Below are 26,731 nucleotides of genomic sequence, written 5' to 3' on the forward strand. Positions count from 1 at the left end.
CGGACGGCCCTTCAGCCGGTCAGATCAACGGTTTCGTGCCGATGGTACAGGCTGGGAAGAACGGCGTGTGAGACGCGGAATTGGTTCCTGCGCTTCAACTTGACGAGGCCATTCGCCTCGGTTTCCAGCTTTAGCGCCGGGTCGAGATAAATCTGACCCCGGTCGACAGCCCTCAGAAACAACAGGAAATCTGTCTCTTCGCAGGTGAGCACCTGACCGCCGAACGCGTACTCAGGAGGTGGGTTCCGGTAAAGCGAGGGGACGTAAGCTGCTTTGGCGTGCTTTCGGTTCCAGTGGGAAAGAAGCCCTCCGAACGTCCAGGACGCCGCTATCGTGTCCGCGGAGTCCAGAAGCACGATGGAGCCGTTCATGTCAGTGACCTGACCATTTCCGCTGTCGAATCCTGACAAGGACATCCGAAGGCCCGTGAGATGGTTTGGAGTCCGAAGGCAATCGTATACTCCACCGAAGTTGAGACGGCTCTCCCGTCCCCTTTGGTCGGGGTACCCAAACCGGCGGATGAAGGCCTCGGGCCCCTCATCCCGATAGACACCTCCGGTGGGCTCCGGGGTCATGAGGGTTACGGCTGACTTCGCTCGATAGGACCTGAAGTCGGAGACTGCATACTGCTTGACTTCCCACCCCATGAAATCAGGTTCAGCGCGTCCATTCGGACTGATCCCGAGCAACGCTTCAAGTGTGTAGCCGCCAGCATTCCGAGCGGCATATGGCTTGGGAACACCTCCGGGTCCCAACTTCATGGACTCCACCCAGGTTCTCTCATGAATCAGGCGGAGTCTCTCGAGGAGAACTTCCTTGGCCGAGGGTTCCGAAGGTGATCCCGATGAAAGTTCGAGGAAGACGCCGACTGACGACCATGCGCCATTCAGGACTTCGTTGGAGATTCTTTCTCCGGCCCCGGATGCGTAGCCGATAATCCTTCCGCTGGCCGTAACCCCGAGGAGGAGGACCCGCCCCGGTTCTCTGGAGACCATGACATCGGAAGGAGGCGACTGGCATCCCCTGAGAAACCCTGAAAACCTCACCTCAGGATAACGAGGGTAGAGGATAAGCTTCGCATCTGGTGCGACACTTATCCCCTCTGGCGAAAGCCAGGAGAATTGCAGCCCGGCCTTGGCCCTGTCTCTTACTGCACCTGCAACGGACGATGGGTCCGTCGTCACTTCGCCATGTGGCAGCAGGTTCAGGGAGGTGAACCCTGACCCAAGGAACACCTGATTTTTGGAGTTATCGTTCGGCGCCAGAACCTTTGCGTAGAGGCGGATAACACCTGCGTGGCGCATCCGCTCCCTCAACGCGGCCAGTGATTGCTCCACAGTCAGCTTCCCCGAAGCTCAAGAAATTCGGAGCTTGAACCTAACCAGCTTTGAAGTGCTGACAAAAGCTCGGGATCACCCATCCGATCCCTGCCTCTCATTGCGCATTCCCAGATCAGACAGACCCGCCAGCCATTCTCGCGAAGTGCCAGAAGGCTCTGCTGATCCCTCAGAACGTTTGCACCGATCTTCGAGCGCCAGAAATCTTCGCGGGTCTTGGGCCACCGGAAAGTCGAGCACTCGTGTCCATGCCAGAAACAGCCATGCACAAAGATGACGGCGCGGTGCTTAGCGAAGACAAGGTCCGGAGAACCCGGCAGCGCCCCGGCGTGAAGACGGAACCTGAATCCAGCATTGTGCAGGATTTTCCGCACCCTGACTTCAGGAGAGGTGTTCTTCGCACGGATCGCCGACATATTCCGCGACCGGGTCGACGGGTCGTGAACATCCCCCAAATTCAGGCCCTCAGTCTTATGTCGCTCCCACCAGTCACCAGACTTTCGATGTGCGGCTTCATAATCCTGAGGACTTCTCTGAACACAGGGACCGCAACGGAGTTACCAAACTGCTTGTAGGCCTGAGTGTCAGAAACCGGAATGATGAAATCATCACCGTAGCCCATGAGGCGGGCGCACTCACGGGGAGTAAGTCGTCTCGGATTTAGTCCGGGTCCCCGGTCTATGAGAATCTCCGAGCCATCCTTGAAGTACCTGGCTGACAGTGTTCGCGCGACATCGTCAGGGCCTACAAGGCCAAATCCAAACCCGTTACCTGCAGCGCGATGCTTGTCGGCATAATCCCGGAGATACTTCCAGAGGTGGTCGGTCAGAACATATTTTTCGCTGACCTTAGCCAAAGGTCCCTGAGTGTAGTGCCCCTCCGGGGCCTCGCTGCCATTTTCGGGATGAAGGATGTCTCGCAGCCGGACCGCACCCTTTGGCGGCAGGCGGAGATCGTCCCAACTGAAGGGAACATTCTCCTTGAATCCGACGATGACAATCCGTTCCCGGTGCTGGGGTACAAAGTGCTGGGCGTCGATGATCTTGTACCAGACCTTGTATCCCAACTCCTCCCGAAGAGTCCGAAGGATCACCTCGAATGTACGCCCCCTGTCATGGGAATGAAGGTTCTTAACATTTTCAAGCAGGAATGCTTCCGGGCGGTGCGATTTCAAAATACGCGCAACGTCAAAGAAGAGAGTTCCCTGGGTTTCATCTGCAAAGCCATGGCTTCGACCGAGGGAATTCTTTTTGGAGACACCTGCAATTGAAAATGGCTGACAGGGGAAACCCGCGAGGAGGAGATTGTGAGACGGGATATCCTCCGCTTCGACCTCGGTGATATCTCCCGAGGGCGGATGATTATCCCTGAAGTTCGCAGCATATGTCTTCTGCGAGTAGGGGTTCCACTCCGAGGTGAAGGCACAGTACCCGCCTATAGACTCTGCCGCCTTACGGAGGCCTCCGATTCCGGCGAAGAGATCGATGAAATTGAACCCCCGGTCGGCATTGACAGCAGCTGAGTTCATTTCTCGGAGCATCCTGAGAAGAGCGGTCATGACCGAACTCCCTCTGCGTGCCCGACTTTGTCTCCGGATGAGGAGACCGCGGATCTTGCATCCGGGGAGAATGGCCAGACCTTCGATGCCGATTTCGGATTGTCTGCGCAGACAGACGAACCAGTCGGCTTGACTAAGGTAGCTGATTCTGGACGCAGGCAGCACATCGCGTAGCACTCGATACCGACTGACAAAATGACCTCCATAGATGCGCCCCTCAGCACATCCGATCTCGAAGCCCGAATGTTCTTCTTTTGTTCGGCCTTATGTCAAGCCCCCTCACCCCTCCCTCAAGAGCCGCCAGGTCATCATCAGCCTCGGCGCCTTCGACGCATTCGGCGCGGCCGTATGCAGCGCCCGCATGTCCATCAGCCAGAGGTCGCCGGGGGCGCCGGTCAGCTCCACCACCTCGATGGGCGCGCCGTCCGCCTCGCCCAGGGGGCCGGGGGCGGCGGGGCGGTCGGGGTGGGCCGGGTCCATCAGGCGGGCGAAGGGGGGCAGGGCGCGCAGGCGGGCCTTGATGCCCTTCGACCTCAGCTCGCCCTCGTCATTGAGCAGCCGGTGCGAGCCGGCGGCGACGAGGGTTCCGCCGGCGCCCGGGGCGACGGGCGAAAGGAAGCTGAAAACCTGAACGCCCGGGCAGCCGGCCTGAGGCGTGCGAGGGACGTCGGTGTGCCAGACGATGGCGGGCAGGCTCCAGGCCGCAGCGTTGGGCAGGGTCCAGAGGAGCTGGGGCCGGCTGAGGCCGCCGGCGGTACCCATCCTCGCCCCCGCCAGCGTATCGAAGCCGGCGATGAGCCCGGCGGGGACCAGGGTCTCCAGCACGGCCGCCAGCCGGCGGTCCTTGAAGGCGGCCGGCGCCTTGCCGAGGGCGGGCCAGCGCGGCGTCTCGGCGCCCGTCAGGGTCCAGCCCTCGCCATCGGTCCAGAGGCCCGCGCGCGACAGGATTTCGAAGACGGCGGTCCGGGCGGCGGCCAGGCCCGCGGGATCGGCGGCGGCGGGAAGGCGCAGGAGGCCCCTGTCGCGGAAGGCGACGACGTCGGCGTCGGAGATCATGGGGCCGCCGCGCCTAGGGGACGGCGGAGGGTTTCACTGCACACGGTAAAAGCCTAGACCCGTCGGGACTGCAGCGCCATCGGGGGCGAGAGAGACGGGGTCGTGACAGAAGCGCAGGTCCTGGAGGTGCTGGCGGCCTGCGCGGCGCAGGGCCTGCCGGTCTGGGTGGACGGCGGCTGGGCCGTGGATGCGGTCCTCGGTCGCCAGACCCGGCTGCACGAGGACCTCGACCTGGCGGCGCGGGTGGAGGATGGGCCGGCGCTGGAGGCCCTGCTGGCCGGGCTTGGCCTGGTCCGGCAGGCGGGGGGCGCCGCCTGGAACCCTGTCTACAGCGACGGCGAAGGCCGGCGCGTCGACCTGCACCTCTTTCGCCTGGACGCGGAGGGGCGCGGGGTGATGGACCCTGACGATCCGGCCGTGGCCTATCCGGCGGGGTCGTTCGACGGGCGCGGCGTGATTGCGGGGCGGGCCGTGGACTGCCTGCCCGCCGACGTCCTCTGGCGGCTGAAGACCGGCTATCCGCCCCGGGACCGGGACCTTCTGGATCTCGCCGCCCTTCAGGCCGCCTTCGGCTTTTCCCTCGCCGGCGACTGACGCGCCAACCCCTCGCCCCTTGCCTGTCGCCCGCGCGCTGGTGGGAGAAACGGGGTGTTTGGAGCGATGCGGAGGCCGGGCTGGCCCTCTTCGCCGGCCTGGAGCGAGGCCGATCCCCGGAGGGCGCCGGGCCCGAAGGTCGGCGTCGAGCACCGGGTGCGAAGCGAGAAGCTGGACCTGCTGGAAGGGGGGCCGTCGGCGCGCATCGGCGGCTGAGGCGGGCGCGAAAGTTCCGGAGAAGGCGCGCTTTCACACGATCTCCGGCTTTTTTCACGGCAGAGTCACGCTTGTCGGCGCGGCGCGCTCACGGAGGCTGGACGCCAACCCCGGAAAAGCCTCCCTGTCAGATGCGCCGGCATGGAGCCGGGGCGGACGCAGGGGGCCCGGGGGCCGACCATGTCGAAGCTGGTGATCGAAAATCTCAGCGTGCGGATCGCCGCCATCAGCCGCGTCCAGCGGCGGGTGTCGGTGACCGTCTTCTGCCGGGGCCCGGGCGACCGCTGCGCCGCCGCCGTCCTGAAGCCCCGCCGCCATATCGCCCAGCCGGCCGACGGACTGTGGAACATCGACCTGTTGATCCCCCGCACGCTGGAGGGCGTCGATCCCGTCACCACCCGGGAGCTGCACTTCACCGGCGACGCCGACTGGTGCCAGGGCGTCCGCCTGCACGCTGACGGCGTCATCATGGAGCACCGGCTGGCCGAACATGAGATCCGCCAGCCCACGCCCGCCAGGCTGGCGTCTCCCGCCGCGCCGCGGATCCCCTGGGCCCCGGCCTCGGCGGCCCTCTCCGTCTGGCTGGACCCTGACCGTCCGCCGATGATCATCCCCGCCGGCCGGCCCGTGCCGCGCCGACCCCGCAAGACCTGGCCGCTGATCGCCTTCGCCTCCGGCGCAGCGGCCGCCGCCGCCGTGAGAGCCTGAACATGCTGAACCTGAAGATCGAGACCGCCGCCGTCCGCGTCGCCGCCTTTCCCGAGGGCGACCGCCTGCTGACCCTCCGGGCGACCTGCCTGGGCCCCGCGGCCGCCCTGGCCGCCGCCCGCCTGGTCCCGCGTCGCCATGCGCAGGTCCCCGAGGACGGCCTCTGGGACATTGACCTGGTCGTGGACGCCGGGGTGGAGCCCGGGGGCGCCGTCACCTGGCGCGATGTCGTCTTCATCGGCGAGGCCGACTGGTGCGAAGGGGTCCGCCTCCACAGCCCGGGCGGCGTGCTGGAGCACCGGATCGCCCCGCAGGGCGCCCAGCTGGCGCCCCGGCCCCTGGCCGCGCCGCGCTGGAGCCGGCCCGCAGCCCCGGCGTCGTCGCCCGCCAAGCCCCGGCGCCGGTTCGATCCCTTCCGCTTCCTGCTGGACGGCGCGGCGACGGCCATGATCCTGGCCGGCGTGTCCCTGCTGCCCATGGCCCTGCCGGCGAACGCCGCCGAGCCCGCGGGTCAGGGTCCAGCCCCGGCGGCCTCCGGGTTCGACCGGAACTGAAGGGGCCTTGCCCCGCGGGCAGGGTCGGGCGAAGGCTGGTCCCCTGCAGGAGGCGGCCATGACCCGACTGAAGCTTCACGACGAACGCCATCGGGTCACCCGGGTGGGCTGGCTGAGGGCCGCGGTCCTGGGCGCAAATGACGGGATCGTCTCCACCGCCAGCCTGATCGTCGGCGTCGCCGCCGCCTCGGCCGGTCGCTCCGAGGTGCTGGTGGCCGGCGTCGCGGGCCTGGTTGCAGGGGCCATGTCCATGGCCGCCGGCGAGTACGTCTCGGTCAGCTCGCAGTCGGACACCGAGGGCGCCGACCTCACCCGTGAGCGCGGCGAGCTGGCGACCCGGCCCGAGGCTGAGCTGGAGGAGCTGGCCGGCCTCTACCGCAGCCGCGGCCTCGACGCCGAGACCGCCCGCAGGACCGCCGAGCAGCTGATGGCGCACGACGCCCTCGGCGCCCACGCCCGGGAGGAACTGGGCATTTCCGAGATCACCACGGCCCGGCCGGTCCAGGCGGCCCTGACCTCGGCCGCCACCTTCACCTTCGGCGCCGCGGCGCCCCTGCTGCTGGCCGCCGTCTCGCCCCTCGCCGCCATGCCTGCGATCGTCTCGGCGGGGTCCCTGGCCGGTCTCGCCATCCTCGGCGCCGTGGGGGCCCAGGCCGGGGGCGCCCCGCCCCTCAAGGCCGCCGTACGGGTCACCTTCTGGGGCGCCCTGGCCATGGCCCTGACCGCCGGCATCGGCCGGCTCGTGGGCGCCGCGGTCTAGACGCGCCCGCCTGGAGGAGGCCGCCTAGAGGGGCCGGTCCTCTGGATCCTCGATCAGGATCCGGCTCGCATCCCCCTGGGGGTCCTCGTACTGGTCATTGCGCAGGGTCCACCAGAAGGCCGCCAGGCCGATCAGGGCCAGGGCGAGGGAGAAGGGCGCCAGGATCACGACGATGTTCACTTCCCGCCTCCGTTCAGCAGCCGCAGGGCGTTGAGCGTGACCACCAGGGACGAGCCCGACATGGCCAGGGCGGCCACGAAGGGATTGACCAGGCCCAGCATGGCCGCCGGGCCTGCGACCAGGTTGTAGAGGGCGGCGAAGGCGAAATTCTCCAGGGCGCGCCGGCGGGCCGCCCGGGCCACGTCGATGGCCTCCAGGATCCGCTCCGGCCGGTCAGCGGGATAGACCAGGTCCGCCGCCGACTGGCTGGCGTCGAGGGCCGTGCCCGGCGCCATGGCCACGTGGGCCTGGCTCAGGGCGGCCACGTCGTTCAGGCCGTCCCCGACCATCAGCACCCTGCGGCCGACAGCCCTTAGGCCGGCGATCACCTCCACCTTGCCCTGCGGGGTCAGGCCGGACCGCCAGTCCGGGACGCCGAGGGCCTCGGCGGCGCGACGGGTCGGGGCCTCGACATCGCCGGACAGGACCGAGACGGCCAGGCCGCGCTCGCCCATCCCGCTCGCCAGGCCGGCGGCGGAGGCGCGCAGGGGGTCGGCGAAGGCGAAGCGGAAGAGGGCGCCCCGGTCATCCCGGAACCAGAGCTCGGTCTGGTCTCCCGACAGGGGCGCGCCGACGAAGGCGGCCCGGCCCAGGCGCATGACGCCGGCCGGGGTGCGGGCCTCCACCCCCTGGCCCGCGACCTCCACGGCCCCGGCGGCGACGGGCCCCTCGCCGGCCGCCTCGGCCAGGGCGCGGGCGAGGGGATGGGATGACGCCCGGGTCAGGGGCGCCGCGCGGGCGAGGTCCAGGGGATCGGCGTTGAGCAGGCGCGGGCGTCCCTCGGTCAGGACCCCGGTCTTGTCGAAGGCGGCGTGGTCGGCCTCGGCCAGGCGCTCCAGCCCGGCGCCGGACTTGACCAGCACCCCCCGCCGGAAAAGGCGCGAGGCCGCCGCCACCTGGACGGCGGGAACCGCCAGGCCCAGGGCGCAGGGACAGGTGACGATCAGCACGGTGGCGGCCCGCAGGACGGCCTCGCGCACCGGCAGGCCCAGGGCCCAGCCCACGACGAAGGTCAGGGCTGCGGCGATGTGGACCACCGGCACATAAATGGCCGCCGCCTTGTCGGCGAGCTGGACGTAGGACGACCGGGACTGGGCGCCCGACTCCACCAGCCGGGCGATCCGCGCCAGGGTCGAGTCCTCGCACGCAGCCTCGGCGCGAAGGGTCAGGAGGCCGGACAGGTTGAGGGCGCCCGCCCGGCAGACCGCGCCGGGGGCCACCGCCTCGGGCGCGGTCTCGCCGGTCAGGATGGCGTTGTCGAGCTCGGATTCCCCGGTCTCCACCACCCCGTCCACGGGGATCCTTTCCCCCGGCCGGACCCTCAGCCTGTGGCCAGGCCGGACCAGGCGCAGGGGCGCCCGCCGCTCGGTCCCGTCGTCGGCGAGGAGGGAGGCCGAGGGCGCCTGGAGGGCCAGGAGGTCAGCCGCGGCGCTTCGGGCCCGCCGCCGGAGGGCGTGGTCCAGCCACCGGCCGATCAGCAGCAGGAAAAGCAGGGTGACGGCGGCGTCGAAATAGGTGTCCCGGCCCTTCAGCAGGGTCTCCTGGAAGCTGACGAGCAGGGTCAGGATCACGCCGATCGAGATCGGTACGTCCATGTTGGCCCGCCCCGCCCTCAGGGCCTTCCAGGCCGAGCGGAAGAAGACCATGCCGGCGAAAACGGCGCAGGGCGCGCCGACCCCGGCGCTGGCCCACTGCATGAAGGTGCGGGTCGCAGGTCCCAGTTCCTGGCCGAACAGGCCGGCCCAGACCGGCACGGAGAAGATCATGGCGTTTCCGGCGCCGAAGCCGGCGACGGCCAGGGCCATGGCCAGCTCCCGGCCCTCCCGGTCCTGGGCCTGTCGGGCCGAGTCCGGATCGAAGGGCGTGGCGGGATAGCCGATGCGGTCGAGGACGCGCAGGACACGGCCGGGCTCCCCGTCAGGGGCCAGGCCCACCGCCAGCCGCCCCGTGCTCAGGTTGAGCCGGGCCGAGGCCACGCCGGGGGTGTCGGCCAGTTCGCCCTCGATCCGGGCGATGCAGGCCGCGCAGTGGGCGCCGCTGACCAGGAGGTCGAGCCGCCGGGCGCCCGGCCCGGTCTCGGTCAGGTAGGCGGACAGGTCAGGGCCGTCGGCTCCGGCCTCCGCCACGCGATCCGCCCAGATCCGCGCCTCGCCCTCGGTCAGGGCCATGTGAGCCTCCGGGCGCCCTCGAAGGCGCCCTCGCCGCCCCGGGCCTCGAAGGTCAGGTCCCAGGCGCCCGAAGGCTGGGCGACCGGCGCCTCGTAACGGCCGGGGGCGGTCTCGGTGAAGCGCAGGGAGGTCCGGCCCGCCTCGGTGGCGGGGCGTTCAAGCCGGCCGGTCAGGGCCAGGCCGCGCACGGGAGTCCCCGAGGCGTCGCGCATCTCCACCCGCGCCTTGCCAGGTCCGGCCCCCGCGGTCGCCGTCCAGCCCAGTCGGGCCTGGGCCTCCTGCCGCGCGATCCGGCGGTTGAAGGCGACGCCGTCCTCGTAGGGCGTGTCGGAGACCTGGCCAGGGAAGGTGCGGTAGGCCAGGGTCATGAACCAGACGTCCAGGGCGATCACGATGGCGAAGAAGCCGACGACGACGCCCAGGACATGCCAGCCGGTGAGGGTCCAGCCGCCCGCGGGGGCGGCGGCCTCGGTCGCGGGGGCGGGACTCATCGAGGGGCTCATGGTCGGGCTAATGGTCGGGCTCCGGGGTCGGTGATGAAGGTCGACTTCACGGTCATGGCGCCTTCCGGCAGGGTCACGGTGAAGGCGACGGGCAGGCTCTCACCCTCGCCCTCGTCCCCGCCCCTGGCCCCGTCCCCGTCCCCGTCTTCCTCAGGCTCGCGCCTGGGCTCAGGCAGGGTCACGAAGATCCGGACGGCGCGGACGGTGTTGGCCTCGATCCGGGCGCTCACCCCGTCGGCGGCGACCGGCGCCGCGGGCGTCTTCAGGATCGCCCCGGCGGGCCCTTCGAACCGGATGCGGGCGTCGGCGTCCGAAAAGCTGCGGTTCGAGACCTTCAGGGTGTAGCCGTTGCGCACCGAACCGTCGGCCAGCCGAACGGCGATGGGGTTGCGGTCGCGCAGGACGTGGACATCGAAGGCCTGGCGGTGGACCAGGCCCCAGAGCATGAGGCCGCAGACCAGGACCAGGGCCCCCGCGTAGACCAGGGTGCGCGGGCGGACCAGCCGGTAGACCGCCGCCCGCCCCGCCGCCCGGGCCGCCACGGCCTTGTCCGTGTCATACCCGATCAGGCCCCGGGGCCGGTCGATCCGGTCCATCATCTCGTCGCAGGCGTCGGCGCACAGGGCGCAGTTGATGCACTCCAGCTGGGCTCCGTTGCGGATGTCGATCCCCATCGGGCAGACCATCACGCACTGGCCGCAGTCGATGCAGCCGCCGCGGCCCTCCCAGGAGGCGCCCTTCTTGTGAGTCCCGCGGGGCTCGCCCCGGTCGGTGCGGTAGGTGACCTGCAGGGAATCCTGGTCGATCAGGGCGCCCTGGATGCGGGGCCAGGGGCACATGTAGGTGCACACCTGCTCGCGCATTGTCCCGGCGAAGACATAGGTGGTGAAGGTCAGGAGGGCGCAGAAGACATAGGCCGTGGCGGGAGCCTGGCCGGTCCAGAACTGGACCAGGACGGTCGGGGCGTCATGGAAATAGAAGATCCAGGCGCCGCCGGTGCCGAAGGCTATGCCCAGCCAGACCAGGTGCTTGCCCGCCTTGCGCCAGGCCTTGTCAAGGGACCAGGGCGCAGCGTCCAGCCGCATCCGGGCGTTTCGGTCACCCTCGAACAGGCGCTCGACGTGGAGGAAGAGATCGGTCCAGAGGGTCTGGGGGCAGGCATAGCCGCACCACAGCCGGCCAAAGAGCGAGCTGGCCAGGAACAGGGCCAGGGCGGCCATCACCAGGAGGCCGGTGATGAAATAGACCTCCTGGGGCCAGAACTGCAGGTCGAAGAGGTAGAGGCGCCGCCCGGCGAAGTCGACCAGGATGGCCTGGTCCGGCAGGTCGGCGGGGCGCTCCCAGCGGATCCACGGCGTGATGTAGTAGATCGCCAGGGTGACGATCATCAGGGCCCACTTCAGGGTGCGCCAGCGGCCCTGGACGGACTTGGGATAGATCGGCGTCCGCGGCTTGTAGAGGCCGCCGCCCGCGTCCCCTCGCCGGCGCGCCTTCTCAGCGGCGGAGGTCGGGGCGGCCTCCTCCGGAGCAGTCCGCGTCCGGTCGATGACGACGGTCATGGCGGCGGCTCACTGTCCCGCGGCGTTGGCGTGCACGTAAACCGCCAGGGCCTTGACCGTTTCGGGATCGAGGCGGCCGGACCAGGCGGGCATGACCCCGCCGCGGCCATTGTGAATCTGGCCCTGGATCTCCTGGCGGGTCGAACCGTAGAGCCACTCCCGGTCGGTCAGGTTGGGCGCGCCCTGGAGGGGATCGCCGCGGCCTTCGGGCCCATGGCAGGCGACGCAGTTGCCCGCATAGACCGGCGCAGCCCTCTGGACCGCCGCCCCATTGGCGGGGCGCCCGGACAGGGCGACCACGTACTCGGTCAGGTCGCCAACCTGGGCTGCGGTGAGGATCTGGTCCTTGCCGAAGGCGGGCATCTTGGAGAAGCGCGCCTGGGGATGGCCCGACCGGATGCCGAACTGAAGGGTCCGATGGATGTCGTCCAGGGTCCCGCCCCACAGCCAGACGTCGTCGCGCAGGTTGGCGTAGCCCTTGCCGCCTGTGCCGCCGACCCCGTGGCAGGTGGCGCAGTTGTCGCCGAACACCGACTGGCCGACCGCCAGGGCCTGGGCCTGGAGTTCCGGGTCGCGCTCGATCTCCTGGAGGGACGCCTGGGTCAGCCGGGCGTTCTGCTGGCCCCGCTGGGCCTTCAGCTGGGCCAGTTGCTCGACCACCTCTGCGCGATCGGACTTGCCCAGCACCCCGCGGGAGTATCCCGTCAGGCCCGGCCAGGCGGGCATTAGGATCCAGTAGCCGACGGCGAAGGCCACAGAAGCGTAGAAAATCCATAGCCACCAGCGGGGAAGCGGGTTGTTCAGTTCGTGGATGCCGTCCCACTCATGGCCGGTCGTCGGGACCGAACCGGTGTCTTTCGGGGTTTCAGGAGCCGACATGCTCGTCCTCGTCATCTCTCAGCGGCAGGTGGGCCATGTCCCGGAAGGCCTGGCGGTTCTTGGGCCAGAGGGCGTAGGCGACGCCCGCCAGGAAGATGACCACGAAGTAGACAGTCCCCCCCTGCTGGGCGAAGCGGGCGACCTGCTCGTAGGTCAGGCCGCTCATCGCAGGTTCTCCGCCGCGCCGGCCTCGTAGGTCCGGAAATCGACCAGGGTCCCCAGCATCTGGAGATAGGCCACCAGGGCGTCCATTTCGGTCAGCCGGTCCGGATCGCCGTCGAAGTCCCGGCGGTTGACCTTTTCGCCATAGAAGCCGGCGAGGCTCGCGCCCGAGGCCGTGGGGTCCACCTGGGCCTCCAGGTCGGCCCGGGCGTTCCTCAGCGCCGCCTCCGTGTAGGGAACACCCACCCGGGTCAGGGTCCGCAGGCGCGCCTCGATGTCATCCCCCTTCAGGTCCTTCTGCGCCAGGAAGGCGTAGGGGGGCATGATGGATTCCGGGACGACGGCCCGGGGGTCGGTCAGGTGCTGCACATGCCAGGCGTCGGAGTACTTTCCGCCCACCCGGGCCAGGTCGGGACCCGTGCGCTTGGAGCCCCACTGGAAGGGGTGGTCGTACATGCTCTCGGCGGCCAGGCTGTAGGGGCCGTAACGCTCCACCTCGTCACGCAGGGGGCGGATCATCTGCGAGTGGCAGACATAGCAGCCCTCCCGCACGTAGATGTCCCGGCCCGCCTGCTCGAGGGGCGTGTAGGGCCGGACGCCCTTCACCTTCTCGATCGTGCTCTCCAGGAAGAAGAGGGGCGCGATCTCGACGAGGCCGCCGACCGAGACCACCAGGAGGATGCCGAGGACCAGCAGGAGCGAGTGGCGTTCAAGCTTGGAATGGTTCTTCCACATGTTCCCGTTCCCCTCAGGCCGCAGCCGCGACGATGGGTCCGGAGGCCTCGGGCAGGACGGCGGGCGCCGGCTGCCGGATGGTCCGGTAGATGTTGTAGGCCATGATCAGGGCGCCCGAGAGGTACATGAGGCCGCCCAGGGCGCGGACGATGTTCTCGACGTGCTTGGCGGCGACCGTCTCGACGAAGCTGTTCGCGAGGAAGCCCTGGGGGGTGTACTCCCGCCACAGGAGGCCCTCGCCGATGCCCGAGACCCACATGGCGGCGATGTAGAGAAGCAGGCCCAGGGTCGCGATCCAGAAATGCCACTCGACCAGGGCGTTGGAGTAGAGCCTGTCCTTCTTCCACAGCCAGGGCACGAGGCAGTAGACCGCCCCGAAGCTGATGAAGCCGACCCAGCCCAGGGCGCCGGAGTGCACATGGCCGATGGTCCAGTCCGTGTAGTGGCTGAGGGCGTTGACCGCCCGGATCGACATCAGCGGCCCCTCGAAGGTGGACATGCCGTAGAAGCCGATGGCCACCGCCATCATCCGCAGGACCGGATCGGTGCGCAGCTTGTCCCAGGCGCCCGACAGGGTCATCAGCCCGTTGATCATGCCGCCCCAGGACGGCATCCACAGCATGACCGAGAAGGTCATGCCCAGGGTCTGGGCCCATTGCGGCAGGGCCGTGTAGTGCAGGTGGTGCGGCCCGGCCCAGATGTAGATGAAGATCAGGGACCAGAAGTGGACGATGGAGAGCCGGTAGGAATAGACCGGCTTCTCCGCCCGCTTGGGCACGAAGTAGTACATCATGGCCAGGAAGCCGGCGGTCAGGAAGAAGCCCACTGCATTGTGGCCGTACCACCACTGGGTCAGGGCGTCCTGGACGCCCGCGAAGGCCGAAAAGCTCTTGGACCCCAGCAGGCTGACCGGCAGGGACAGGTTGTTGACGATGTGCAGCATCGCCACCGTCACGATGAAGGCGAGATAGAACCAGTTCGCCACGTAGATGTGGGGTTCCTTCCGCTTCCAGATCGTCCCCAGGAAGACCAGGAGGTAGACGACCCAGACGATCGTCAGCCAAAGGTCCACGAACCACTCGGGCTCGGCGTACTCGCGGCCCTCGGTGATGCCGGCCAGGTAGCCGACGGCGGCCATGGCGATGAAGAGCTGGTAGCCCCAGAAGACGAACCACCCGGCCATGCCGCCTGCGAGCCGGGCCCGGCAGGTGCGCTGGACCACGTAGAAGGAGGTGGCGATCAGGGCGTTGCCGCCAAAGGCGAAGATCACTCCCGAGGTGTGCAGGGGACGCAGCCGGCCAAAGTTCAGGAAGCCGTAGTCCGGGAAATAGAAGAGGCGCGGCCAGGCCAGCTGCAGGGCGATGACCACGCCGACCAGCATGCCGACAATGGCCCAGAAGAGGGTGGCGATGGCGCCGGCGCGGATCACCCCATCCTGGTAGCGGGTGGGATCCTCACGGTAGCCGCCATTGGCGACGCCCACCGTCAGGGCGGCCGCACTGGCCAGGGCGGCGAGGGTGAAGATCCACCCTTCAAGCCTGTACAGCGGGTCCGGCGACAGGGCCGTCGCCATGAGTCCGAGGAAGGCGCCCGCCGCCGTCAGGATCAGGAGCGCCACCGCGCCGGGCGGCGAATCCTGCTGGGCCAGATTTTCCGACATTCCCCGCATTTCCCTGTTTGTCCTGGGAGGGGCATGCCGTCGTGCCGGAAGGTGGGCCTTGATCTATCGCAAAGGCGGGCGGATCGTCAGGCGTCGGAGGCCCGGAAAGTCAGGGTTTTTTAAGCCTGTTTCCAAACCCTCGATTAAGCCCGTCGCCGGTATCCCTGTCTCATCTGGAAACAGGGGCGAGACCAATGTCGGTTCACAGCAAGACGCGTGCCAAAGCGATCAGGATCCACCAGGGTCCGGTCCTCGCCTTTGCAGCGCTCCTGGTCGCCCTGCTCGCCTTCTGGCCCGCCTCCAGGGCCGCAGCCTCCACCACCGCGCCCTTTGCAGGCGAGCTGACCCGGTCGGCGACGGAACTCGGGGCCGTCGCCCCGGAGGCCCGCGCTATCGTCGGCTTCCGGATTCACCGCACCCTGCGCGCCTTCCGTCCCGCCCCCAAGGTCATGGCCCGCGCCGTCTACCGGCCCTACATTTCCACCCGGCTTGTCCTGACCCCCCGGAAGCTGGCGGCCAACGCGGGCCCCGGGGCCGTCGCGGCCAACCTGACCGAGGACGTCCCGGTCGCCCCGGCCCTCATGGTCAAGGCGACCTGGGCTGACGCCGCCGACCCGACCCTCCAGGACAACCCGTTCACCCTCGTCGGGAACCGCTCCGGCCTGGAGAACGCCACGCAGACGGAAGTCCGCGGCGGCGAGGTCTGGCTGACGGCCGGCGGCGCCAAGCGCGAGCCGGTGAACGCCGGCGTCGCCCAGGGCGGGACGCCCTGACCCCCGGAAACGGCGCACGCGGACGACTTCCCGAAGTTTTCACGCCGGCGTCACCCTTTTCGGCCCTCGGGTCTCACGCTCGCCGGACTCGCACCCTTCATCCTCCCCCCACCTGAAGCCGAGGTCGGCGGCAGGCTGGAGCGGAGAAATACGCATGTCCCGGACGACCGAAACCCCAGGCCACCGGATGTCCCGACCCCTGGAGTCGGGAAACCCTCGCATCCCCCAGGGACTTTGGATCACCCTTGCGGCAAGCCTCGTGATCCTGGGCGCCCACGGCGCCGAGGCTGCGGAAGCGACCCTTGATCCCCTGCCGGAAGCCGCCCTGACCCTCGCCTCAGCCCAGCTTCCCCCGCCCCGGGTTCATGCGAACTTCGGGGTGGCGCCAGGCTTGGGGACCGCCCCGGAAGCTTCCCCGGTCCGACTCGTCATGTCGGCCGGACGCATGTCGAAACCTGTGGTTGAGGCCGCCGGGCCGGGCCATCGCAACCCCTTCACCCTCGTCGGGAACCGGAAGGGCCTCGAGAACGCCGCCCAGGCGGAAGTCCGTAACGGAGAGACCTGGCTGGTCCCGGCCTCCGTGAGCGACACCCCCGTCCGCGAGATCGGGCTGGCGTCTTTCCAAGGCGGGGGTTCCTATATAGCTTCCCGCTAGCCAATCCAGCTTCGGGGCCCTTCATGAAATTCCGCCGCGTTCTCGCCAGTCTTGTCCTTGCGCTCAGCCTTCCCGCCGGGATCGCCGCCGCCGCGTCGCCCGCCCCTCCCGCGGGACTGACCGCCCGGGATTTCGCGCGCGAACCTGCCATCCAGGGCCTCTCGATCTCGCCCAGCGGCAAGAACCTCGTGGGGATCGTCTCGCCGGACGGCGATACCCGCTACATCGCGATCTGGGAGACTGCGAACCCGGGCAAGGCGCCCGTGATCCTGGGCGCCCAGAAGATGCGCCTGATGGCGGTCCAGTTCATCAAGGATGACCGCCTGGCGGTGGTCGCCCAGCAGCTGTTCACGGTCGGGACCCGGGCCACCCATCTCCAGAAGATCTACATTACCGACCTGAAGGGCGAGAAGTGGACGCCGGCCATTCCGGACCAGAAGGCCAGCTCCGAGCAGGAAGAGTTCGCCAACAAGACGAGCAACCCCAGCATCGTGAGCATCCTGCCCAACGACCCAAAGCACATCCTGGTTATCGACAACCGGCTCGACGGGCAGGGCGACATCTACAAGGTGGACATTTATCGCGGCACTGCCGAGCGCCTCTATCGGGGGTCGGACAAGTACGCGAACTACGAACCTGACTGGAACGGCAATCTCCGCGCCCGCAGCTACATCGATTTCGACAATGGCGCGATCTTCATCGGCCAGCAGTTCCTGAACGCGTCGACCGGCCAGTGGGAAGACCACTTCCGCTCCTACGCCCGCGACCGCAACCTGACTGAGGTGGCGGGCTTCTCCCAGGACCCGAACATTGTCTACGTCTCCAAGCGCGAGAAGGACAAGGAAGGCATCTACGAGTATGACCTGACCCAGAAGAAGATCGTCGGGCCGGCCTTCGAGCATAAGCTCTTCGAAGCGGGCGGCGTCCGCCAGGACAAGTCCGGGCGCCTGCTCGGCTTCACCTACCTGGCCGATGAGCCGCGGACCTACTGGACCGATGAAAAGCTGGCGGCCATCGCCAAGGGGCTGGGCCCCGCCCTCGGGGTCGCCAATGTCAGCGTCGACTGGAATGACCCGGCCGGCGGCGCAACCGCCAAGGTCTCCTACCCCGACGGCGCCGGCGCCTATGTCCTGGATTGGTCGGACGACCTGAAGTACGTCCTGGTCGAGAAGTCCGGACCCAACCTCTCTCCGGAGTACTACCTCCTTACCGATGGGGCCAAGCTCACCCTGCTGGGCAAGTCCATGCCGCACATCCCGGGGGCGGCCCTCGGGGACTCCCGCCTTGTCCAGTACAAGGCCCGGGATGGCCTGGTCATACCGGCCTTCCTGCACACCCCATCCAAGGCCCGCTTCGGGGCCGGGCCCTATCCGGCCATCGTGCTTCCGCACGGGGGTCCGACCGCCCGGGACTTCCTGGGGTGGGACGTCTCTGGCTGGACCAAGTACTTCACCGCCCGGGGCTATGTGGTCATCCAGCCCCAGTTCCGCGGCTCGGCCGGTTGGGGCGACAAGCTCTACCGCGCGGGCGACCGGCAGTGGGGCCTGGCCATGCAGGATGACAATGACGATGCGGCCAAGTACCTGGCCTCCCAGGGCCTGGCCGCGCCGGACCGGATCGCCATCTTCGGTTACTCCTACGGGGGATATGCGGCCATGGCTGCGTCGATCCGCCCCAACGGGCTCTACCAGTGCGCCATCTCCGGCGCCGGCGCTCCCGAAATCCGGCGCTTCCAGAACCGGACCTACGAAAACCGCTTCCTGCGGGAGTTCCAGCGGCCGACCGTCGGCGGCGTGGACCTCCTCGACAACGCCGGAAAGGCCTCGATCCCCATCTTCGTCTATCACGGGGACCGCGACACCACCGTCGAGATCGAGCAGTCCGAACGGTTCGTCGCCGCCCTGAAGACGGCGGGCCGTCCGCACCGCTACCTCGCCATCAAGGACATGGGCCACCAGTTCAACCTGATGACCCCGGCCCACGTCGAGACCCAGCTGGTGGAGATCGAGAAGTACCTCACCACCGAGTGCGGCCCCGGCGGGCTCTAGGCGTCCGCCGTGGCTGGCGCCGGCCTGTCTGACCCCGGACTCCTTCGCCAGGCCGCCTGGATCGGCGGCCTGGAGCGGGTGGGCGAGACCTGGATCGAGGTGACCAACCCAGCCAACGGGCAGGTCCTGGGCCGGATCCCCGACCTCGGAGCCGACGCCGCCCAGGACGCGGTGGCGGCCGCCCGGGCGGCCCTGCCCGCCTGGCGCGGCCTGACCGCAAGGGCGCGCGCGGTCATCCTTCGCCGCTGGCATGACCGCGTGATGGAGTCCCGGTCAGACCTGGCCCGCCTCCTGACCGCCGAGCAGGGCAAGCCCCTGGCCGAGGCCGAGGGCGAGATCGCCTATGCCGCCAGCTTCCTCGAATGGTTCGCCGAGGAAGCCCGCCGCGCCTATGGCGACATCATTCCCGGCCACCAGGCCGACCGGCGCCTCCTGGTCCTCAAGCAGCCCGTGGGCGTGGTCGCCGCCGTCACCCCCTGGAACTTCCCCGCCGCCATGGTCACCCGCAAGGTGGCGCCCGCCCTCGCCGCCGGCTGCACCGTCGTGCTCAAGCCCTCGGAACTGACCCCCTTCACCGCCCTGGCCCTGGCGCGGCTGGCGGCCGAGGCGGGGGTCCCGGACGGCGTTTTCAACGTCGTGACCGGGGCGCCCGCCCCCATCGGCGAGGTGCTGACCGGTTCGCCGGACGTCGCCAAGTTCACCTTCACCGGCTCCACCGCCGTGGGAAAGCGCCTCGCCGCGGCCTGCATGGGCACGGTCAAGCGGGTGTCCCTGGAGCTGGGCGGCAACGCCCCCTTCATCGTCTTCGACGACGCCGACCTCGACGCCGCGGTCGAGGGCCTGATGGCGTCCAAGTTCCGCAACACCGGCCAGACCTGCGTGTGCGCCAACCGGGTCTATGTCCAGGCCGGCGTCCACGACGCCTTTGCCGCCGCCCTGGCCGCCCGGGTTGCGGGCCTGCGCGTCGGGGACGGCCTCGCGGGGCCCACCGACCAGGGCCCGCTCATCAACGCCGCGGCCCTCGACAAGGTGGAGCGCCATGTCGCCGAAGCCCTGACCGGGGGGGCGCGGGTCCTGGCCGGCGCCCAGCGCCTGCCGGGCGAGGGCTGCTTCTACGCCCCGACCGTCCTTGCCGATGTCGCACCGGGCGCCCTCATCAACCGCGAGGAGACCTTCGGGCCGGTCGCCGGCCTTGTCCGGTTCACCACCGAGGACGAGGTCCTGGCCCTGGCGAACGACACCCGCGCGGGCCTTGCGGCCTATGTCTACACCCGCGACCTGGGCCGGTCCTGGCGGGTCAGCGAGGGGCTGGAGGCCGGCATGGTCGGCCTGAACACCGGCCTGATCTCCACCGAGGTCGCCCCCTTCGGCGGGGTCAAGGAATCCGGCCTCGGTCGGGAGGGCTCGCGGTATGGCCTTGACGAATTCCTCGAGTCCAAGACGGTCTGCCTTGCGGTCTGACCTGCCGGGACGGGCCGGGCCAACGGAGGGGAGGCGGAGGTGGTGAAGACGGGATCCAGGCTCGCCATCTACCATCCGCCGGGCCGCATCGGGCTGAAGTCCAACCCCTTCGGCAAGGACGTGGCCAACCTCCAGCTCTACCAGGCCCTGGCCCGGCATGGCGGGTATGGCCGGATCGACCTGTTGTCCAACCTGCCGGTGGCTGACGCCGACGTCGCCGCCGACCTTTTCCCGGAGGGGCGGGCGCCCTGCCAGGTCGCCGGGGGCAGCATCCTCTCCACCGAGGCGGCGGCCGAGGGCGGGGTCCTGTTCCGGGGCCAGCCCGACCTTGACGCCCTGGCCTGGATCCGCCGCAAGGCGACGGGCGACCGCGGCTACAGCCTCGTCGGCCTGATCCACACCCTGGCTCCGCCGGCCATGCGCCAGATCATCGCCGGGGCCTTGACCTCGCCGGTCCAGGCCTGGGACGCGGTCATCTGCACCTCGCCCGCCGTGCGGGACGCCCTGTCGAACATGTTCGACGGCTGGGGCGACTTCCTGGGCGAACGCTTCGGCGGCGACCTTCGGCCCCGCCCCCAGCTGCCGGTCATTCCCCTCGGCGTCCCGGCCCAGGAGATCCGCGAGAAGGCCGACCGGCCCGGCGCCCGGGCCCGCGTGCGCTCGGACCTGGGCATCGAGGCCGACGAGGCGCTGGTGGTCTGGGTCGGCCGGATGTCCTTCTTCGAGAAGGCCTTTCCCCAGCCCATGTTCCGCGCCGTGGAGGAGGCCGGGCGCCTGACCGGCAAGCGCATGCACTTCGCCCTGGCCGGCTGGTTCCCCGGCGGCGAGGCGGACCGCGCCCGCTACGAGCAGGCCGCCGCCGCCTACGCCCCCTCGGTCCAGGTCGACTTCCAGGACGGCAACGACCCGGAGGTGGTGGCCGACCTCTGGGCCGCCGGCGACATCTTCCTGTCCCTGGTCGACAACATCCAGGAGACCTTCGGCATCACGCCGCTCGAGGCCATGGCCGCCGGCCTGCCCGTGGTCGCCAGCGACTGGGACGGCTACCGCTTCACCGTGCGACACGGAAGCGAGGGCTTCCTCATCCCCACCCTGGGCGGACCGCCGGGCGCCCTGGGCGAGGCCCTCGCCGCCCGCCACGCCATCGGCCTGGACTCCTACCAGACCTTCGTCGGCGCGGTGGCCCAGCACACCGCCGTCCACGTCGGAAAGGCCGCCGAGGCCATCGCCGAGCTGACCCGCAACCCGGACCTGCGCCGGCGCATGGGCGCAGCAGGGCGGGCCCGGGCGCGGGAGACCTTTGACTGGCCCGTGGTGGTGCGCCAGCTCACCGGCCTGTTCGAGGAGCTCGCCGCCCTGCGCGCCGCCACCCCGGGCGGGGCGTCCAGCCACCGGCTACACCCCCTGCGCGGCGATCCCTTCGCCGACTTCGCGGGCTTTGCGAGCCATGACCTCGGCCTGGAGCGGCGCCTGCGCCTGCGTCCCGGCGCCGGGCCGGACGACCTCGTCCGCGCCGCCGCCGTGGACCTGGACGGGGCCTTCCGGATGTGGCGGGCCCCGACCGAGGACGCCGCCGCCCTGGTGGGTCGCCTGGCGGAGACCGGCGATGCGAGCGTGCGGGACCTGCTGCTGGGCTTTCCGGTCGAGCGCCGTCGGGCCGTCCAGATGTCGCTGGTCTGGCTGGCCAAGATCGGCGTGGTGGACTGGCTGCCGCCTCAGGCCTGAGCCGGCTCCAGCCAGGTCCGGCGGAGGGCCTCGGCCCGCCCGGCGTCGACCCCCAGCCCGGCCAGGTAGGCCTCCACCGACCCGGCCTCCCGGCGGATCGCGCCGAAGGCCTCGGCCAGGTAGGTCCGGTCAACCCCCAGGAAGGCCCGGACCGCCGTTTCCGACGGACGCCGGCCCAGACTCTCGGTCATGGACTCCGTGACCTGCGGCAAGCGCGCCTCGATCCGCGCCGCCAGGTTGGTCAGCTCGAAGTCGGCCAGGAGGTCGGCCTCGTCCACGCCCAGGAGGTGATGGGTCAGGGCCGCCAGGAGGCCCGTCCGGTCCTTGCCCGCCGTGCAGTGGATCAGCACCGGCCGGCCCGCATCCAGGGCCTCGAAGTAGCGGCTGAAGAGCTCCTGGTGTCGGGGCTCGAAGGGCGCCTTTCGGTAATAGTCCCGGAAGAAGGCCCGGGCGCTCTCCGCCGACAGGTCGGTCTCGCGCAGGAAGGCCACGTGGGGCGGCTCGGCCTGGTCCCCATGATCGCAGTCGATCACCTGTCCGCCAAAACCCGCCGGGCGGCGGGACGGCTGGTTCGCCCGCTCGGTCGGCCGGCGCAGGTCGACCACGGCGGCCAGGCCGAGGCCCGCGATCCGCGCCAGGTCCGCCTCCGTGGCCGCGCCATGGTGGGCCGAGCGCCACAGCCGCCCGCGCACCACCCTGAGCCCGCCGGGAACAGCGTAGCCGCCGTAGTCGCGGAAGTTCTCGACGCCCTCCAGGGGCAGGATGCGGTCTTCGGGAGTCATGTCGTCTGGGGTCATGGCGAACTCTCTTCGCGGGATTCTGTGACGGTTTGGGGACCCGGCGCGGCGCAGTCGGCGAGGAAGGCCTCCACCCCCGGGGTGACGGCGGCCAGCCCCTTGTAGCGGCGGAAGTCCTCCGGCGCCTGGGCCCAGGCCCAGGCGAAGACGCGGACAGCCCCGGGATCGGCGGCCAGGTCGCGCAGCGGCGTCAGGTGGATGCGGATGGTGAAGAGCACGCCTCCCGTCCGGGGCAGGCGGCGCAGGGTCTGGCGCTCGCAGCGCAGGAACAGGCCCGCCCCCGGCCGGCGCGGCCGCAGGGCCAGGGCCCGCCTCCGGGCCGCCGCGGCCTCCGGGGCGTAGAGGCTGCTCCAGGCGACCACCGACCAGTTTCGGCGCTCGACGATCTCATCGGCGGGCAGGCGGTCGAAAATCCTCCGTACACGGACCAGGATCCTGTCCTGGAATCCCGGCACCGGGCCGTGAAGCGCCGCGAGGTCGCGCCCCAGGGCCTCGTCCGCCGTGAAGAAGGAGCCCGCGCACAGGCTCAGGGCCGAGACGGTCCAGTCGCCGCCCTCCGGCTTCTCCATCAGGACCAGGTCGTCCGGGACCCGCCGGGCCGCCTCCAGCAGGGGCGGTCTACCCGGGGCGCCAGGCCTCAGCCCCAGGCTCTGGCGGATCATTTCCGCGACCTCGGCCTGCCCCGGCCGCGAACCCGGCGTCTCGCCCCAGACCTTCAGCGGAACCGTGCGCTGTAGGCGGTCCTTGCGCACCCAGGGCCGGGCCTCGCCGCCCTCCAGCCAGTCCCCGGCGGGAATCCGCCTCAGGCCGATGCCGAATCCCGGCAGGCCGCCCCAGGGCGGATCGGCGAAGCGGGAGGCGAGAGGCGGCATGTCCGGGCCACACTAGCACCCTGCAGCCTGTTCCCCTCAAGCTGGAAACGCCCTAGCTTCGCCGCCGCAGGCCAAGGGAGAACAGGGCATGGGCGTCGAGGCGGTGATCTGGGATTTCGGCGGGGTCTTCACGTCCTCGCCCTTCGAGGCCTTCAACCGGTACGAGGCCGAGAAGGGCCTGCCCCGCGACCTGATCCGCACCGTCAACGCCACCAACCCCGACACCAACGCCTGGGCCCTGTTCGAGCGCGCCGAGATCGACGCCGAGGGCTTTGACCGCCGCTTCCATGAGGAGAGCTCGGCCCTCGGCCACCCCGTACCGGGGCGCGAGGTCCTGCCCCTGCTGTCCGGCCACCTCCGGCCGGCCATGGTCGACGCCCTCCTGGCCTGCAAGGCGGTCTTCAAGGTCGGCTGCATCACCAACAACATGGCCAGCAGCCATTCGCCGGGCTCGGAATCGACCATGGTCACCGCCATGGGCCGGGTCATGCCCCACTTCCACGCCATCATCGAAAGCTCCAAGGCCGGCGTCCGAAAGCCCGACCCCCGGATCTACCTGATGATGTGCGAGCAGCTGGAGGTGGCGCCCGCCGCCTGCATCTACCTCGATGACCTGGGCATCAACTGCAAGCCGGCGGCGGCCCTGGGCATGCGGGCCATCAAGGTGGTCAGCGAGGCCCAGGCCCTGGCCGACCTGGCCGAGGCGACGGGCCTCAGCTTCGGCGGCGCAGCGTGAGCCGCCCCGTCCGGATCGGGGCCATAGACGCCCTGGAGACCCTGCCCCTGTGGGGCGACCTGCCGGGGGACCGGGACGTCATCGCCCGCACCTTCGTCTTCCGTGACTTCAACACCGCCTTCGCCTTCATGGCCCGGGTGGCGCTGAAGGCCGAGCGCATGGACCACCATCCCGAATGGTCGAACGTCTGGAACCGTGTGGAGGTCGCCCTGACCACCCACGACGCCGGCGGGGTCACCGCCCTGGACGTGGAGATGGCCCTCTTCATGGACGCCGCAGCGGCGGAACTCGGCGTCAGTTGATCAGGACGTTCAGGACCAGGAGCCGGGCGCCCGGCTGGCCGACGGTCTGGTCGACCTGCTTCTGCAGCTGGGGAACCAGGAGGTCCAGGTTGGGCGACAATCCGGGCGCCAGGTTGTCCGTGTAGAGGGCCAGTCGCCGGGACAGGTCCGCCCGCAGGCGCGGGATCAGCATCTGGACCCGGGCCCGCAGCTTGGCGTCAGGAACGTCGACCCCGCTCTCCACGGACAGGACGCCCCGCGTGCGGTTCGAGCGCACCACATTGGCGTTGAAGACGGGCAGGCGCACGAAGCTGGCCTTCTGGTTTCCCCCGCCCCCCGTCGGCGGGGCGGCGGCCGTTGCGGGCGAGGCGGCGAGGGCCGCAAGACTTGCCAGGAGGACACGCCGGAGCATGGCGGACGTTCTCCCCCATCATGGTTAGCAATCTCTTTACGCGGCCGCGGTCAGACTGGCCCGCGAATCGCAGAATCCCCGGAGATCCGTGTTGGACCGCTTCACCACAGACGCTGGCGAGCTCGAGGGCAAGACGGTCCTCGTCACCGGCGGAACGGGCTCCTTCGGCCGCCGCTTCATCGACACCGTCCTGTCGAGGGCCACGCCGCGGAAGCTGATCGTCTTCTCCCGGGACGAACTCAAGCAGCATGAGATGCAGGTCGACATGGCCGCCCGGTTCACCCCCGAGCAGATGGGCCGGATGCGCTTCTTCCTGGGCGACGTGCGCGACCGCCAGCGGCTGACCCTGGCCCTTCGGGGGGTGGACATCGTGGTCCACGCCGCCGCCCTCAAGCAGGTGCCCGCCGCCGAGTACAACCCCTCCGAGTTCATCCAGACCAACGTGCTGGGCGCCGAGAACATCGTCTGGGCCGCCCTCGCCAACCGGGTCGGCAAGGTCATCGCCCTGTCCACCGACAAGGCCTGCAACCCGGCCAACCTCTACGGCGCGACCAAGCTGGCCTCGGACAAGACCTTCGTGGCGGCCAATAACCTCTCGGGGGACATCGGCGCCCGTTTCGCCGTGGTCAGGTACGGCAACGTGGTGGGCTCGCGGGGCTCGGTGGCGCCCCTGTTCCAGAGGCTGATCGCCGAGGGCGCCCGGGAACTGCCCATCACCGACCCCCGCATGACCCGGTTCTGGATCACCCTGAACCAGGGCGTCGACTTCGTCCTGTCCTCCCTCTCCCTCATGCGGGGCGGGGAAATCTTCGTGCCCAAGATCCCGTCCATGAAGATGACCGACCTGGCCGAGGCCATGGCCCCCGGCCTGCCGATCCGGGTCATCGGCATCCGCCCTGGGGAAAAGCTGCACGAGATGATGATCTCGGTGGACGACGCCCGCCACGTGGTGGACCTCGGCGATCGCTACGCCATCGAACCGGCCTTCGTGGAGTTCTCCCGCAAGTCCTTCGCCAGCGACCACCGGACGGCGGAGGACGGCTTCTCCTACGCCAGCAACACCAATGACGAGTGGCTGAGCCACGAGGGGCTCCTGACCCTGCTCCGCGACGGCGCCGCGGCCTGACATGGGCGCCGGGCCCTTCCTTCCCTATGGCCGCCAGGACATCGACGCTGACGACATCGCCGCGGTGGTGGAGGCGCTCGGCGCGGACTTCCTGACCACCGGCCCCCGGGTGGAGGCCTTCGAGCAGGCCTTTGCGGCGGCCGTGGGCGCGCCCCACGCCGTGGCCTGCGCCAACGGCACCGCCGCCCTGCACCTGTCCATGCTGGCCCTCGGCATTGGCCCCGGCGACCGCGTCGCCGTTCCCTCCGTGACCTTCCTGGCCACCGCCAACTGCGCCCGCTTCGTCGGCGCCGAGGTGATCTTCACGGACGTCGACCCGGACACCGGCCTGATGACCCCCGCAACCCTGGCCGAGGCCCTGGAGCGGGCGGGCCCCGGACCGGTCCGGGCCGTCCTGCCCGTCCACCTGCGGGGCGACGTGGCCGACCTCGCCGGCCTGGCCCGCATCGCCCGGCAGGCCGGCGCGGTCCTGGTCGAGGATGCGCCCCACGCCCTCGGGTCCCGGGCCGACTTTGGCGACGGCGACCAGCCGGTCGGCAACGGCCGCTGGTCGAGGGCGGCCACCTTCTCCTTCCACCCGGTGAAGACCATCGCCACCGGCGAGGGCGGCATGGTCACCACGGCCGACGCCGACGTCGCCGCGCGCCTCCGCCGCCTGCGCAGCCACGGCATGGAGCGCACCCCGGGCGCCGATCCCTGGCTCTACGAGATGCGCGAGCCGGGATTCAACTACCGCCTGCCGGATATCCTCTGCGCCCTGGGCCAGTCCCAGCTGAAGCGGCTGCCGGCCTTCGCCACCCGCCGGCGCGCGCTGGCGGCGCGCTACGCCGACGCCCTCGCACCCCTGGCGCCGCACGTGCGCCTGGCGACGACCCCGGGCTGGAGCCGGCCCGTCCTGCACCTCCTCACCGTCCTCATCGACTTCGAGGCCCTCGGCCGGGGCCGGCGCCCGGTCGTCGAGGCCCTGGCGGCCGAAGGGATCGGGACCCAGGTCCACTACATCCCGGTCCACGCCCAGCCCTACTATGTCGGCCGCTACGGCCCCCTGGACCTGCCCGGCGCGGCGGCCTGGTACCGCCGGTGTCTCAGCCTTCCCCTCTTCCCGGCCATGGCCGACGCCGACGTCGACCGGGTCGTCGCCGCCCTGTCCCGCGCCCTCGGCCTGGACTGACCTCCC

At 69.9% G+C, this 26,731-nt stretch carries 29 protein-coding genes; 14 read left to right on the forward strand and 15 right to left on the reverse strand.

The window, feature by feature from the left end:
* Positions 1-11 precede the first annotated feature (11 nt).
* From HYN04_RS12050 to HYN04_RS12065, 4 genes are all read right to left on the reverse strand, one after another.
* Positions 12-1,304: an MvaI/BcnI family restriction endonuclease gene (locus HYN04_RS12050; RefSeq protein ID WP_241962625.1), complete on the reverse strand. Its 1,293-nt coding sequence runs from the start codon at positions 1,302-1,304 to the stop codon at positions 12-14.
* A gap of 35 nt (positions 1,305-1,339) precedes the next feature.
* Positions 1,340-1,753, reverse strand: coding sequence for a very short patch repair endonuclease (locus HYN04_RS12055; protein ID WP_241962626.1), 414 nt, complete (start codon positions 1,751-1,753; stop codon positions 1,340-1,342).
* Between the two features lie 41 nt (positions 1,754-1,794).
* The gene (gene dcm / locus HYN04_RS12060; protein WP_110450983.1) at positions 1,795-2,895 is read right to left on the reverse strand and encodes a DNA (cytosine-5-)-methyltransferase; all 1,101 of its coding nucleotides are present in this window, start codon (positions 2,893-2,895) and stop codon (positions 1,795-1,797) included.
* A gap of 279 nt (positions 2,896-3,174) precedes the next feature.
* Positions 3,175-3,951 carry a phytanoyl-CoA dioxygenase family protein gene (locus HYN04_RS12065; RefSeq protein WP_110450984.1) on the reverse strand — a complete coding sequence of 259 codons (777 nt, stop codon included), beginning with the start codon at positions 3,949-3,951 and terminating at the stop codon, positions 3,175-3,177.
* A gap of 102 nt (positions 3,952-4,053) precedes the next feature.
* On the opposite strand from HYN04_RS12065, the gene HYN04_RS12070 reads away from it, so the two are divergent.
* The 5 genes from HYN04_RS12070 to HYN04_RS12085 all read left to right on the forward strand — a co-directional run bounded on the left by HYN04_RS12070 (position 4,054) and on the right by HYN04_RS12085 (position 6,783).
* Positions 4,054-4,545 (forward strand): nucleotidyltransferase domain-containing protein, encoded by a 492-nt coding sequence (locus HYN04_RS12070; RefSeq protein ID WP_162599643.1) that lies wholly within the window; start codon positions 4,054-4,056, stop codon positions 4,543-4,545.
* Positions 4,546-4,599: 54 nt separating this feature from the next.
* Positions 4,600-4,761 carry a hypothetical protein gene (locus HYN04_RS13530; protein WP_162599644.1) on the forward strand — a complete coding sequence of 54 codons (162 nt, stop codon included), beginning with the start codon at positions 4,600-4,602 and terminating at the stop codon, positions 4,759-4,761.
* 180 nt (positions 4,762-4,941) lie between these two features.
* Positions 4,942-5,469 (forward strand): hypothetical protein, encoded by a 528-nt coding sequence (locus HYN04_RS12075; protein WP_162599645.1) that lies wholly within the window; start codon positions 4,942-4,944, stop codon positions 5,467-5,469.
* Between the two features lie 2 nt (positions 5,470-5,471).
* Positions 5,472-6,023 carry a hypothetical protein gene (locus tag HYN04_RS12080; protein ID WP_110450987.1) on the forward strand — a complete coding sequence of 184 codons (552 nt, stop codon included), beginning with the start codon at positions 5,472-5,474 and terminating at the stop codon, positions 6,021-6,023.
* Between the two features lie 58 nt (positions 6,024-6,081).
* Positions 6,082-6,783 (forward strand): VIT1/CCC1 transporter family protein, encoded by a 702-nt coding sequence (locus HYN04_RS12085; RefSeq protein ID WP_110450988.1) that lies wholly within the window; start codon positions 6,082-6,084, stop codon positions 6,781-6,783.
* A 24-nt stretch (positions 6,784-6,807) separates the two neighbouring features.
* Here HYN04_RS12085 and ccoS read toward each other — a convergent pair whose 3' ends face one another.
* Genes ccoS through ccoN form a run of 8 tightly spaced genes read right to left on the reverse strand, consistent with a single transcriptional unit; the run spans position 6,808 to position 14,668 of the window.
* The gene (gene ccoS / locus HYN04_RS12090; RefSeq protein WP_110450989.1) at positions 6,808-6,963 is read right to left on the reverse strand and encodes a cbb3-type cytochrome oxidase assembly protein CcoS; all 156 of its coding nucleotides are present in this window, start codon (positions 6,961-6,963) and stop codon (positions 6,808-6,810) included.
* Positions 6,960-9,170: a heavy metal translocating P-type ATPase gene (locus tag HYN04_RS12095; RefSeq protein WP_110450990.1), complete on the reverse strand. Its 2,211-nt coding sequence runs from the start codon at positions 9,168-9,170 to the stop codon at positions 6,960-6,962. Before HYN04_RS12095 ends, ccoS begins: the two co-directional genes overlap by 4 nt.
* On the reverse strand, positions 9,161-9,661 hold the full coding sequence (locus HYN04_RS12100; protein ID WP_110450991.1) for a FixH family protein: 501 nt from the start codon (positions 9,659-9,661) through the stop codon (positions 9,161-9,163). Before HYN04_RS12100 ends, HYN04_RS12095 begins: the two co-directional genes overlap by 10 nt.
* A gap of 8 nt (positions 9,662-9,669) precedes the next feature.
* Entirely contained in the window at positions 9,670-11,232 is a 1,563-nt protein-coding gene (gene ccoG, locus HYN04_RS12105; RefSeq protein ID WP_110450992.1) for a cytochrome c oxidase accessory protein CcoG, read from the reverse strand.
* Positions 11,233-11,241: 9 nt separating this feature from the next.
* Entirely contained in the window at positions 11,242-12,111 is an 870-nt protein-coding gene (ccoP, locus tag HYN04_RS12110) for a cytochrome-c oxidase, cbb3-type subunit III (RefSeq protein ID WP_110450993.1), read from the reverse strand.
* Positions 12,098-12,277: a cbb3-type cytochrome c oxidase subunit 3 gene (locus tag HYN04_RS12115; RefSeq protein ID WP_110450994.1), complete on the reverse strand. Its 180-nt coding sequence runs from the start codon at positions 12,275-12,277 to the stop codon at positions 12,098-12,100. The genes ccoP and HYN04_RS12115 overlap by 14 nt, the downstream gene beginning before the upstream one ends.
* Positions 12,274-13,008 (reverse strand): cytochrome-c oxidase, cbb3-type subunit II, encoded by a 735-nt coding sequence (gene ccoO / locus HYN04_RS12120; RefSeq protein ID WP_110450995.1) that lies wholly within the window; start codon positions 13,006-13,008, stop codon positions 12,274-12,276. Before ccoO ends, HYN04_RS12115 begins: the two co-directional genes overlap by 4 nt.
* 13 nt (positions 13,009-13,021) lie before the next feature.
* Entirely contained in the window at positions 13,022-14,668 is a 1,647-nt protein-coding gene (gene ccoN, locus HYN04_RS12125) for a cytochrome-c oxidase, cbb3-type subunit I (protein ID WP_110450996.1), read from the reverse strand.
* 194 nt (positions 14,669-14,862) lie between these two features.
* Between ccoN and HYN04_RS12130 the strand changes: the two genes are divergently transcribed.
* From HYN04_RS12130 to HYN04_RS12150, 5 genes are all read left to right on the forward strand, one after another.
* Complete coding sequence (locus HYN04_RS12130; RefSeq protein WP_110450997.1) at positions 14,863-15,441, forward strand: hypothetical protein; 579 nt, start codon at positions 14,863-14,865, stop codon at positions 15,439-15,441.
* Between the two features lie 154 nt (positions 15,442-15,595).
* A complete protein-coding gene (locus tag HYN04_RS12135; protein ID WP_110450998.1) occupies positions 15,596-16,096 on the forward strand; it encodes a hypothetical protein in 501 nt (166 codons plus the stop codon).
* A 23-nt stretch (positions 16,097-16,119) separates the two neighbouring features.
* Positions 16,120-18,144, forward strand: coding sequence for an alpha/beta hydrolase family protein (locus HYN04_RS12140; RefSeq protein WP_110450999.1), 2,025 nt, complete (start codon positions 16,120-16,122; stop codon positions 18,142-18,144).
* 9 nt (positions 18,145-18,153) lie between these two features.
* On the forward strand, positions 18,154-19,605 hold the full coding sequence (locus tag HYN04_RS12145; RefSeq protein WP_110451000.1) for an NAD-dependent succinate-semialdehyde dehydrogenase: 1,452 nt from the start codon (positions 18,154-18,156) through the stop codon (positions 19,603-19,605).
* A gap of 42 nt (positions 19,606-19,647) precedes the next feature.
* A complete protein-coding gene (locus HYN04_RS12150; RefSeq protein WP_110451426.1) occupies positions 19,648-21,330 on the forward strand; it encodes a glycosyltransferase family 4 protein in 1,683 nt (560 codons plus the stop codon).
* On the opposite strand, the gene HYN04_RS12155 is transcribed toward HYN04_RS12150, so the two are convergent.
* Together HYN04_RS12155 and HYN04_RS12160 are read right to left on the reverse strand one after the other, a co-directional pair.
* Positions 21,321-22,127 carry a tyrosine-protein phosphatase gene (locus HYN04_RS12155; protein ID WP_241962627.1) on the reverse strand — a complete coding sequence of 269 codons (807 nt, stop codon included), beginning with the start codon at positions 22,125-22,127 and terminating at the stop codon, positions 21,321-21,323. The genes HYN04_RS12150 and HYN04_RS12155 overlap by 10 nt on opposite strands.
* Positions 22,124-22,999 (reverse strand): heme-dependent oxidative N-demethylase family protein, encoded by an 876-nt coding sequence (locus tag HYN04_RS12160; protein ID WP_110451001.1) that lies wholly within the window; start codon positions 22,997-22,999, stop codon positions 22,124-22,126. The genes HYN04_RS12155 and HYN04_RS12160 overlap by 4 nt, the downstream gene beginning before the upstream one ends.
* Before the next feature lie 88 nt (positions 23,000-23,087).
* Here HYN04_RS12160 and HYN04_RS12165 point away from each other — a divergent pair, with 88 nt between their 5' ends.
* Positions 23,088-23,735 (forward strand): HAD-IA family hydrolase, encoded by a 648-nt coding sequence (locus tag HYN04_RS12165; protein ID WP_110451002.1) that lies wholly within the window; start codon positions 23,088-23,090, stop codon positions 23,733-23,735.
* Positions 23,732-24,037, forward strand: a complete 306-nt coding sequence (locus tag HYN04_RS12170) for a 4a-hydroxytetrahydrobiopterin dehydratase (RefSeq protein WP_110451003.1) — start codon at positions 23,732-23,734, stop codon at positions 24,035-24,037. The genes HYN04_RS12165 and HYN04_RS12170 overlap by 4 nt, the downstream gene beginning before the upstream one ends.
* Here the strand turns inward: HYN04_RS12170 and HYN04_RS12175 are convergent.
* A complete protein-coding gene (locus HYN04_RS12175) occupies positions 24,030-24,428 on the reverse strand; it encodes a Tat pathway signal protein (RefSeq protein WP_110451004.1) in 399 nt (132 codons plus the stop codon). The two genes, HYN04_RS12170 and HYN04_RS12175, sit on opposite strands and share 8 nt — an antisense overlap.
* 91 nt (positions 24,429-24,519) lie before the next feature.
* On the opposite strand from HYN04_RS12175, the gene pseB reads away from it, so the two are divergent.
* Both pseB and pseC read left to right on the forward strand, forming a co-directional pair.
* Positions 24,520-25,554 carry a UDP-N-acetylglucosamine 4,6-dehydratase (inverting) gene (pseB, locus tag HYN04_RS12180; protein ID WP_110451005.1) on the forward strand — a complete coding sequence of 345 codons (1,035 nt, stop codon included), beginning with the start codon at positions 24,520-24,522 and terminating at the stop codon, positions 25,552-25,554.
* A gap of 1 nt (position 25,555) precedes the next feature.
* Entirely contained in the window at positions 25,556-26,725 is a 1,170-nt protein-coding gene (gene pseC / locus HYN04_RS12185; RefSeq protein ID WP_110451006.1) for a UDP-4-amino-4,6-dideoxy-N-acetyl-beta-L-altrosamine transaminase, read from the forward strand.
* Positions 26,726-26,731: the final 6 nt, after the last annotated feature.

Source organism: Phenylobacterium parvum, from assembly GCF_003150835.1.
Classification (GTDB): domain Bacteria; phylum Pseudomonadota; class Alphaproteobacteria; order Caulobacterales; family Caulobacteraceae; genus Phenylobacterium; species Phenylobacterium parvum.

What these genes read in the sequence shown, in the direction of transcription:
- HYN04_RS12050 (WP_241962625.1), bottom strand. Translation starts at nt 1,304, where the DNA reads ATGCGCCACGCAGGTGTTATCCGCCTCTACGCAAAGGTTCTGGCGCCG.
- HYN04_RS12055 (WP_241962626.1), bottom strand. Translation starts at nt 1,753, where the DNA reads ATGTCGGCGATCCGTGCGAAGAACACCTCTCCTGAAGTCAGGGTGCGG.
- dcm (WP_110450983.1), bottom strand. Translation starts at nt 2,895, where the DNA reads ATGACCGCTCTTCTCAGGATGCTCCGAGAAATGAACTCAGCTGCTGTC.
- HYN04_RS12065 (WP_110450984.1), bottom strand. Translation starts at nt 3,951, where the DNA reads ATGATCTCCGACGCCGACGTCGTCGCCTTCCGCGACAGGGGCCTCCTG.
- HYN04_RS12075 (WP_162599645.1), top strand. Translation starts at nt 4,942, where the DNA reads ATGTCGAAGCTGGTGATCGAAAATCTCAGCGTGCGGATCGCCGCCATC.
- HYN04_RS12080 (WP_110450987.1), top strand. Translation starts at nt 5,472, where the DNA reads ATGCTGAACCTGAAGATCGAGACCGCCGCCGTCCGCGTCGCCGCCTTT.
- HYN04_RS12085 (WP_110450988.1), top strand. Translation starts at nt 6,082, where the DNA reads ATGACCCGACTGAAGCTTCACGACGAACGCCATCGGGTCACCCGGGTG.
- HYN04_RS12095 (WP_110450990.1), bottom strand. Translation starts at nt 9,170, where the DNA reads ATGGCCCTGACCGAGGGCGAGGCGCGGATCTGGGCGGATCGCGTGGCG.
- HYN04_RS12100 (WP_110450991.1), bottom strand. Translation starts at nt 9,661, where the DNA reads ATGAGTCCCGCCCCCGCGACCGAGGCCGCCGCCCCCGCGGGCGGCTGG.
- ccoG (WP_110450992.1), bottom strand. Translation starts at nt 11,232, where the DNA reads ATGACCGTCGTCATCGACCGGACGCGGACTGCTCCGGAGGAGGCCGCC.
- ccoP (WP_110450993.1), bottom strand. Translation starts at nt 12,111, where the DNA reads ATGTCGGCTCCTGAAACCCCGAAAGACACCGGTTCGGTCCCGACGACC.
- HYN04_RS12115 (WP_110450994.1), bottom strand. Translation starts at nt 12,277, where the DNA reads ATGAGCGGCCTGACCTACGAGCAGGTCGCCCGCTTCGCCCAGCAGGGG.
- ccoO (WP_110450995.1), bottom strand. Translation starts at nt 13,008, where the DNA reads ATGTGGAAGAACCATTCCAAGCTTGAACGCCACTCGCTCCTGCTGGTC.
- ccoN (WP_110450996.1), bottom strand. Translation starts at nt 14,668, where the DNA reads ATGTCGGAAAATCTGGCCCAGCAGGATTCGCCGCCCGGCGCGGTGGCG.
- HYN04_RS12130 (WP_110450997.1), top strand. Translation starts at nt 14,863, where the DNA reads ATGTCGGTTCACAGCAAGACGCGTGCCAAAGCGATCAGGATCCACCAG.
- HYN04_RS12135 (WP_110450998.1), top strand. Translation starts at nt 15,596, where the DNA reads ATGTCCCGGACGACCGAAACCCCAGGCCACCGGATGTCCCGACCCCTG.
- HYN04_RS12140 (WP_110450999.1), top strand. Translation starts at nt 16,120, where the DNA reads ATGAAATTCCGCCGCGTTCTCGCCAGTCTTGTCCTTGCGCTCAGCCTT.
- HYN04_RS12155 (WP_241962627.1), bottom strand. Translation starts at nt 22,127, where the DNA reads ATGACCCCAGACGACATGACTCCCGAAGACCGCATCCTGCCCCTGGAG.
- HYN04_RS12160 (WP_110451001.1), bottom strand. Translation starts at nt 22,999, where the DNA reads ATGCCGCCTCTCGCCTCCCGCTTCGCCGATCCGCCCTGGGGCGGCCTG.
- HYN04_RS12165 (WP_110451002.1), top strand. Translation starts at nt 23,088, where the DNA reads ATGGGCGTCGAGGCGGTGATCTGGGATTTCGGCGGGGTCTTCACGTCC.
- HYN04_RS12175 (WP_110451004.1), bottom strand. Translation starts at nt 24,428, where the DNA reads ATGCTCCGGCGTGTCCTCCTGGCAAGTCTTGCGGCCCTCGCCGCCTCG.
- pseC (WP_110451006.1), top strand. Translation starts at nt 25,556, where the DNA reads ATGGGCGCCGGGCCCTTCCTTCCCTATGGCCGCCAGGACATCGACGCT.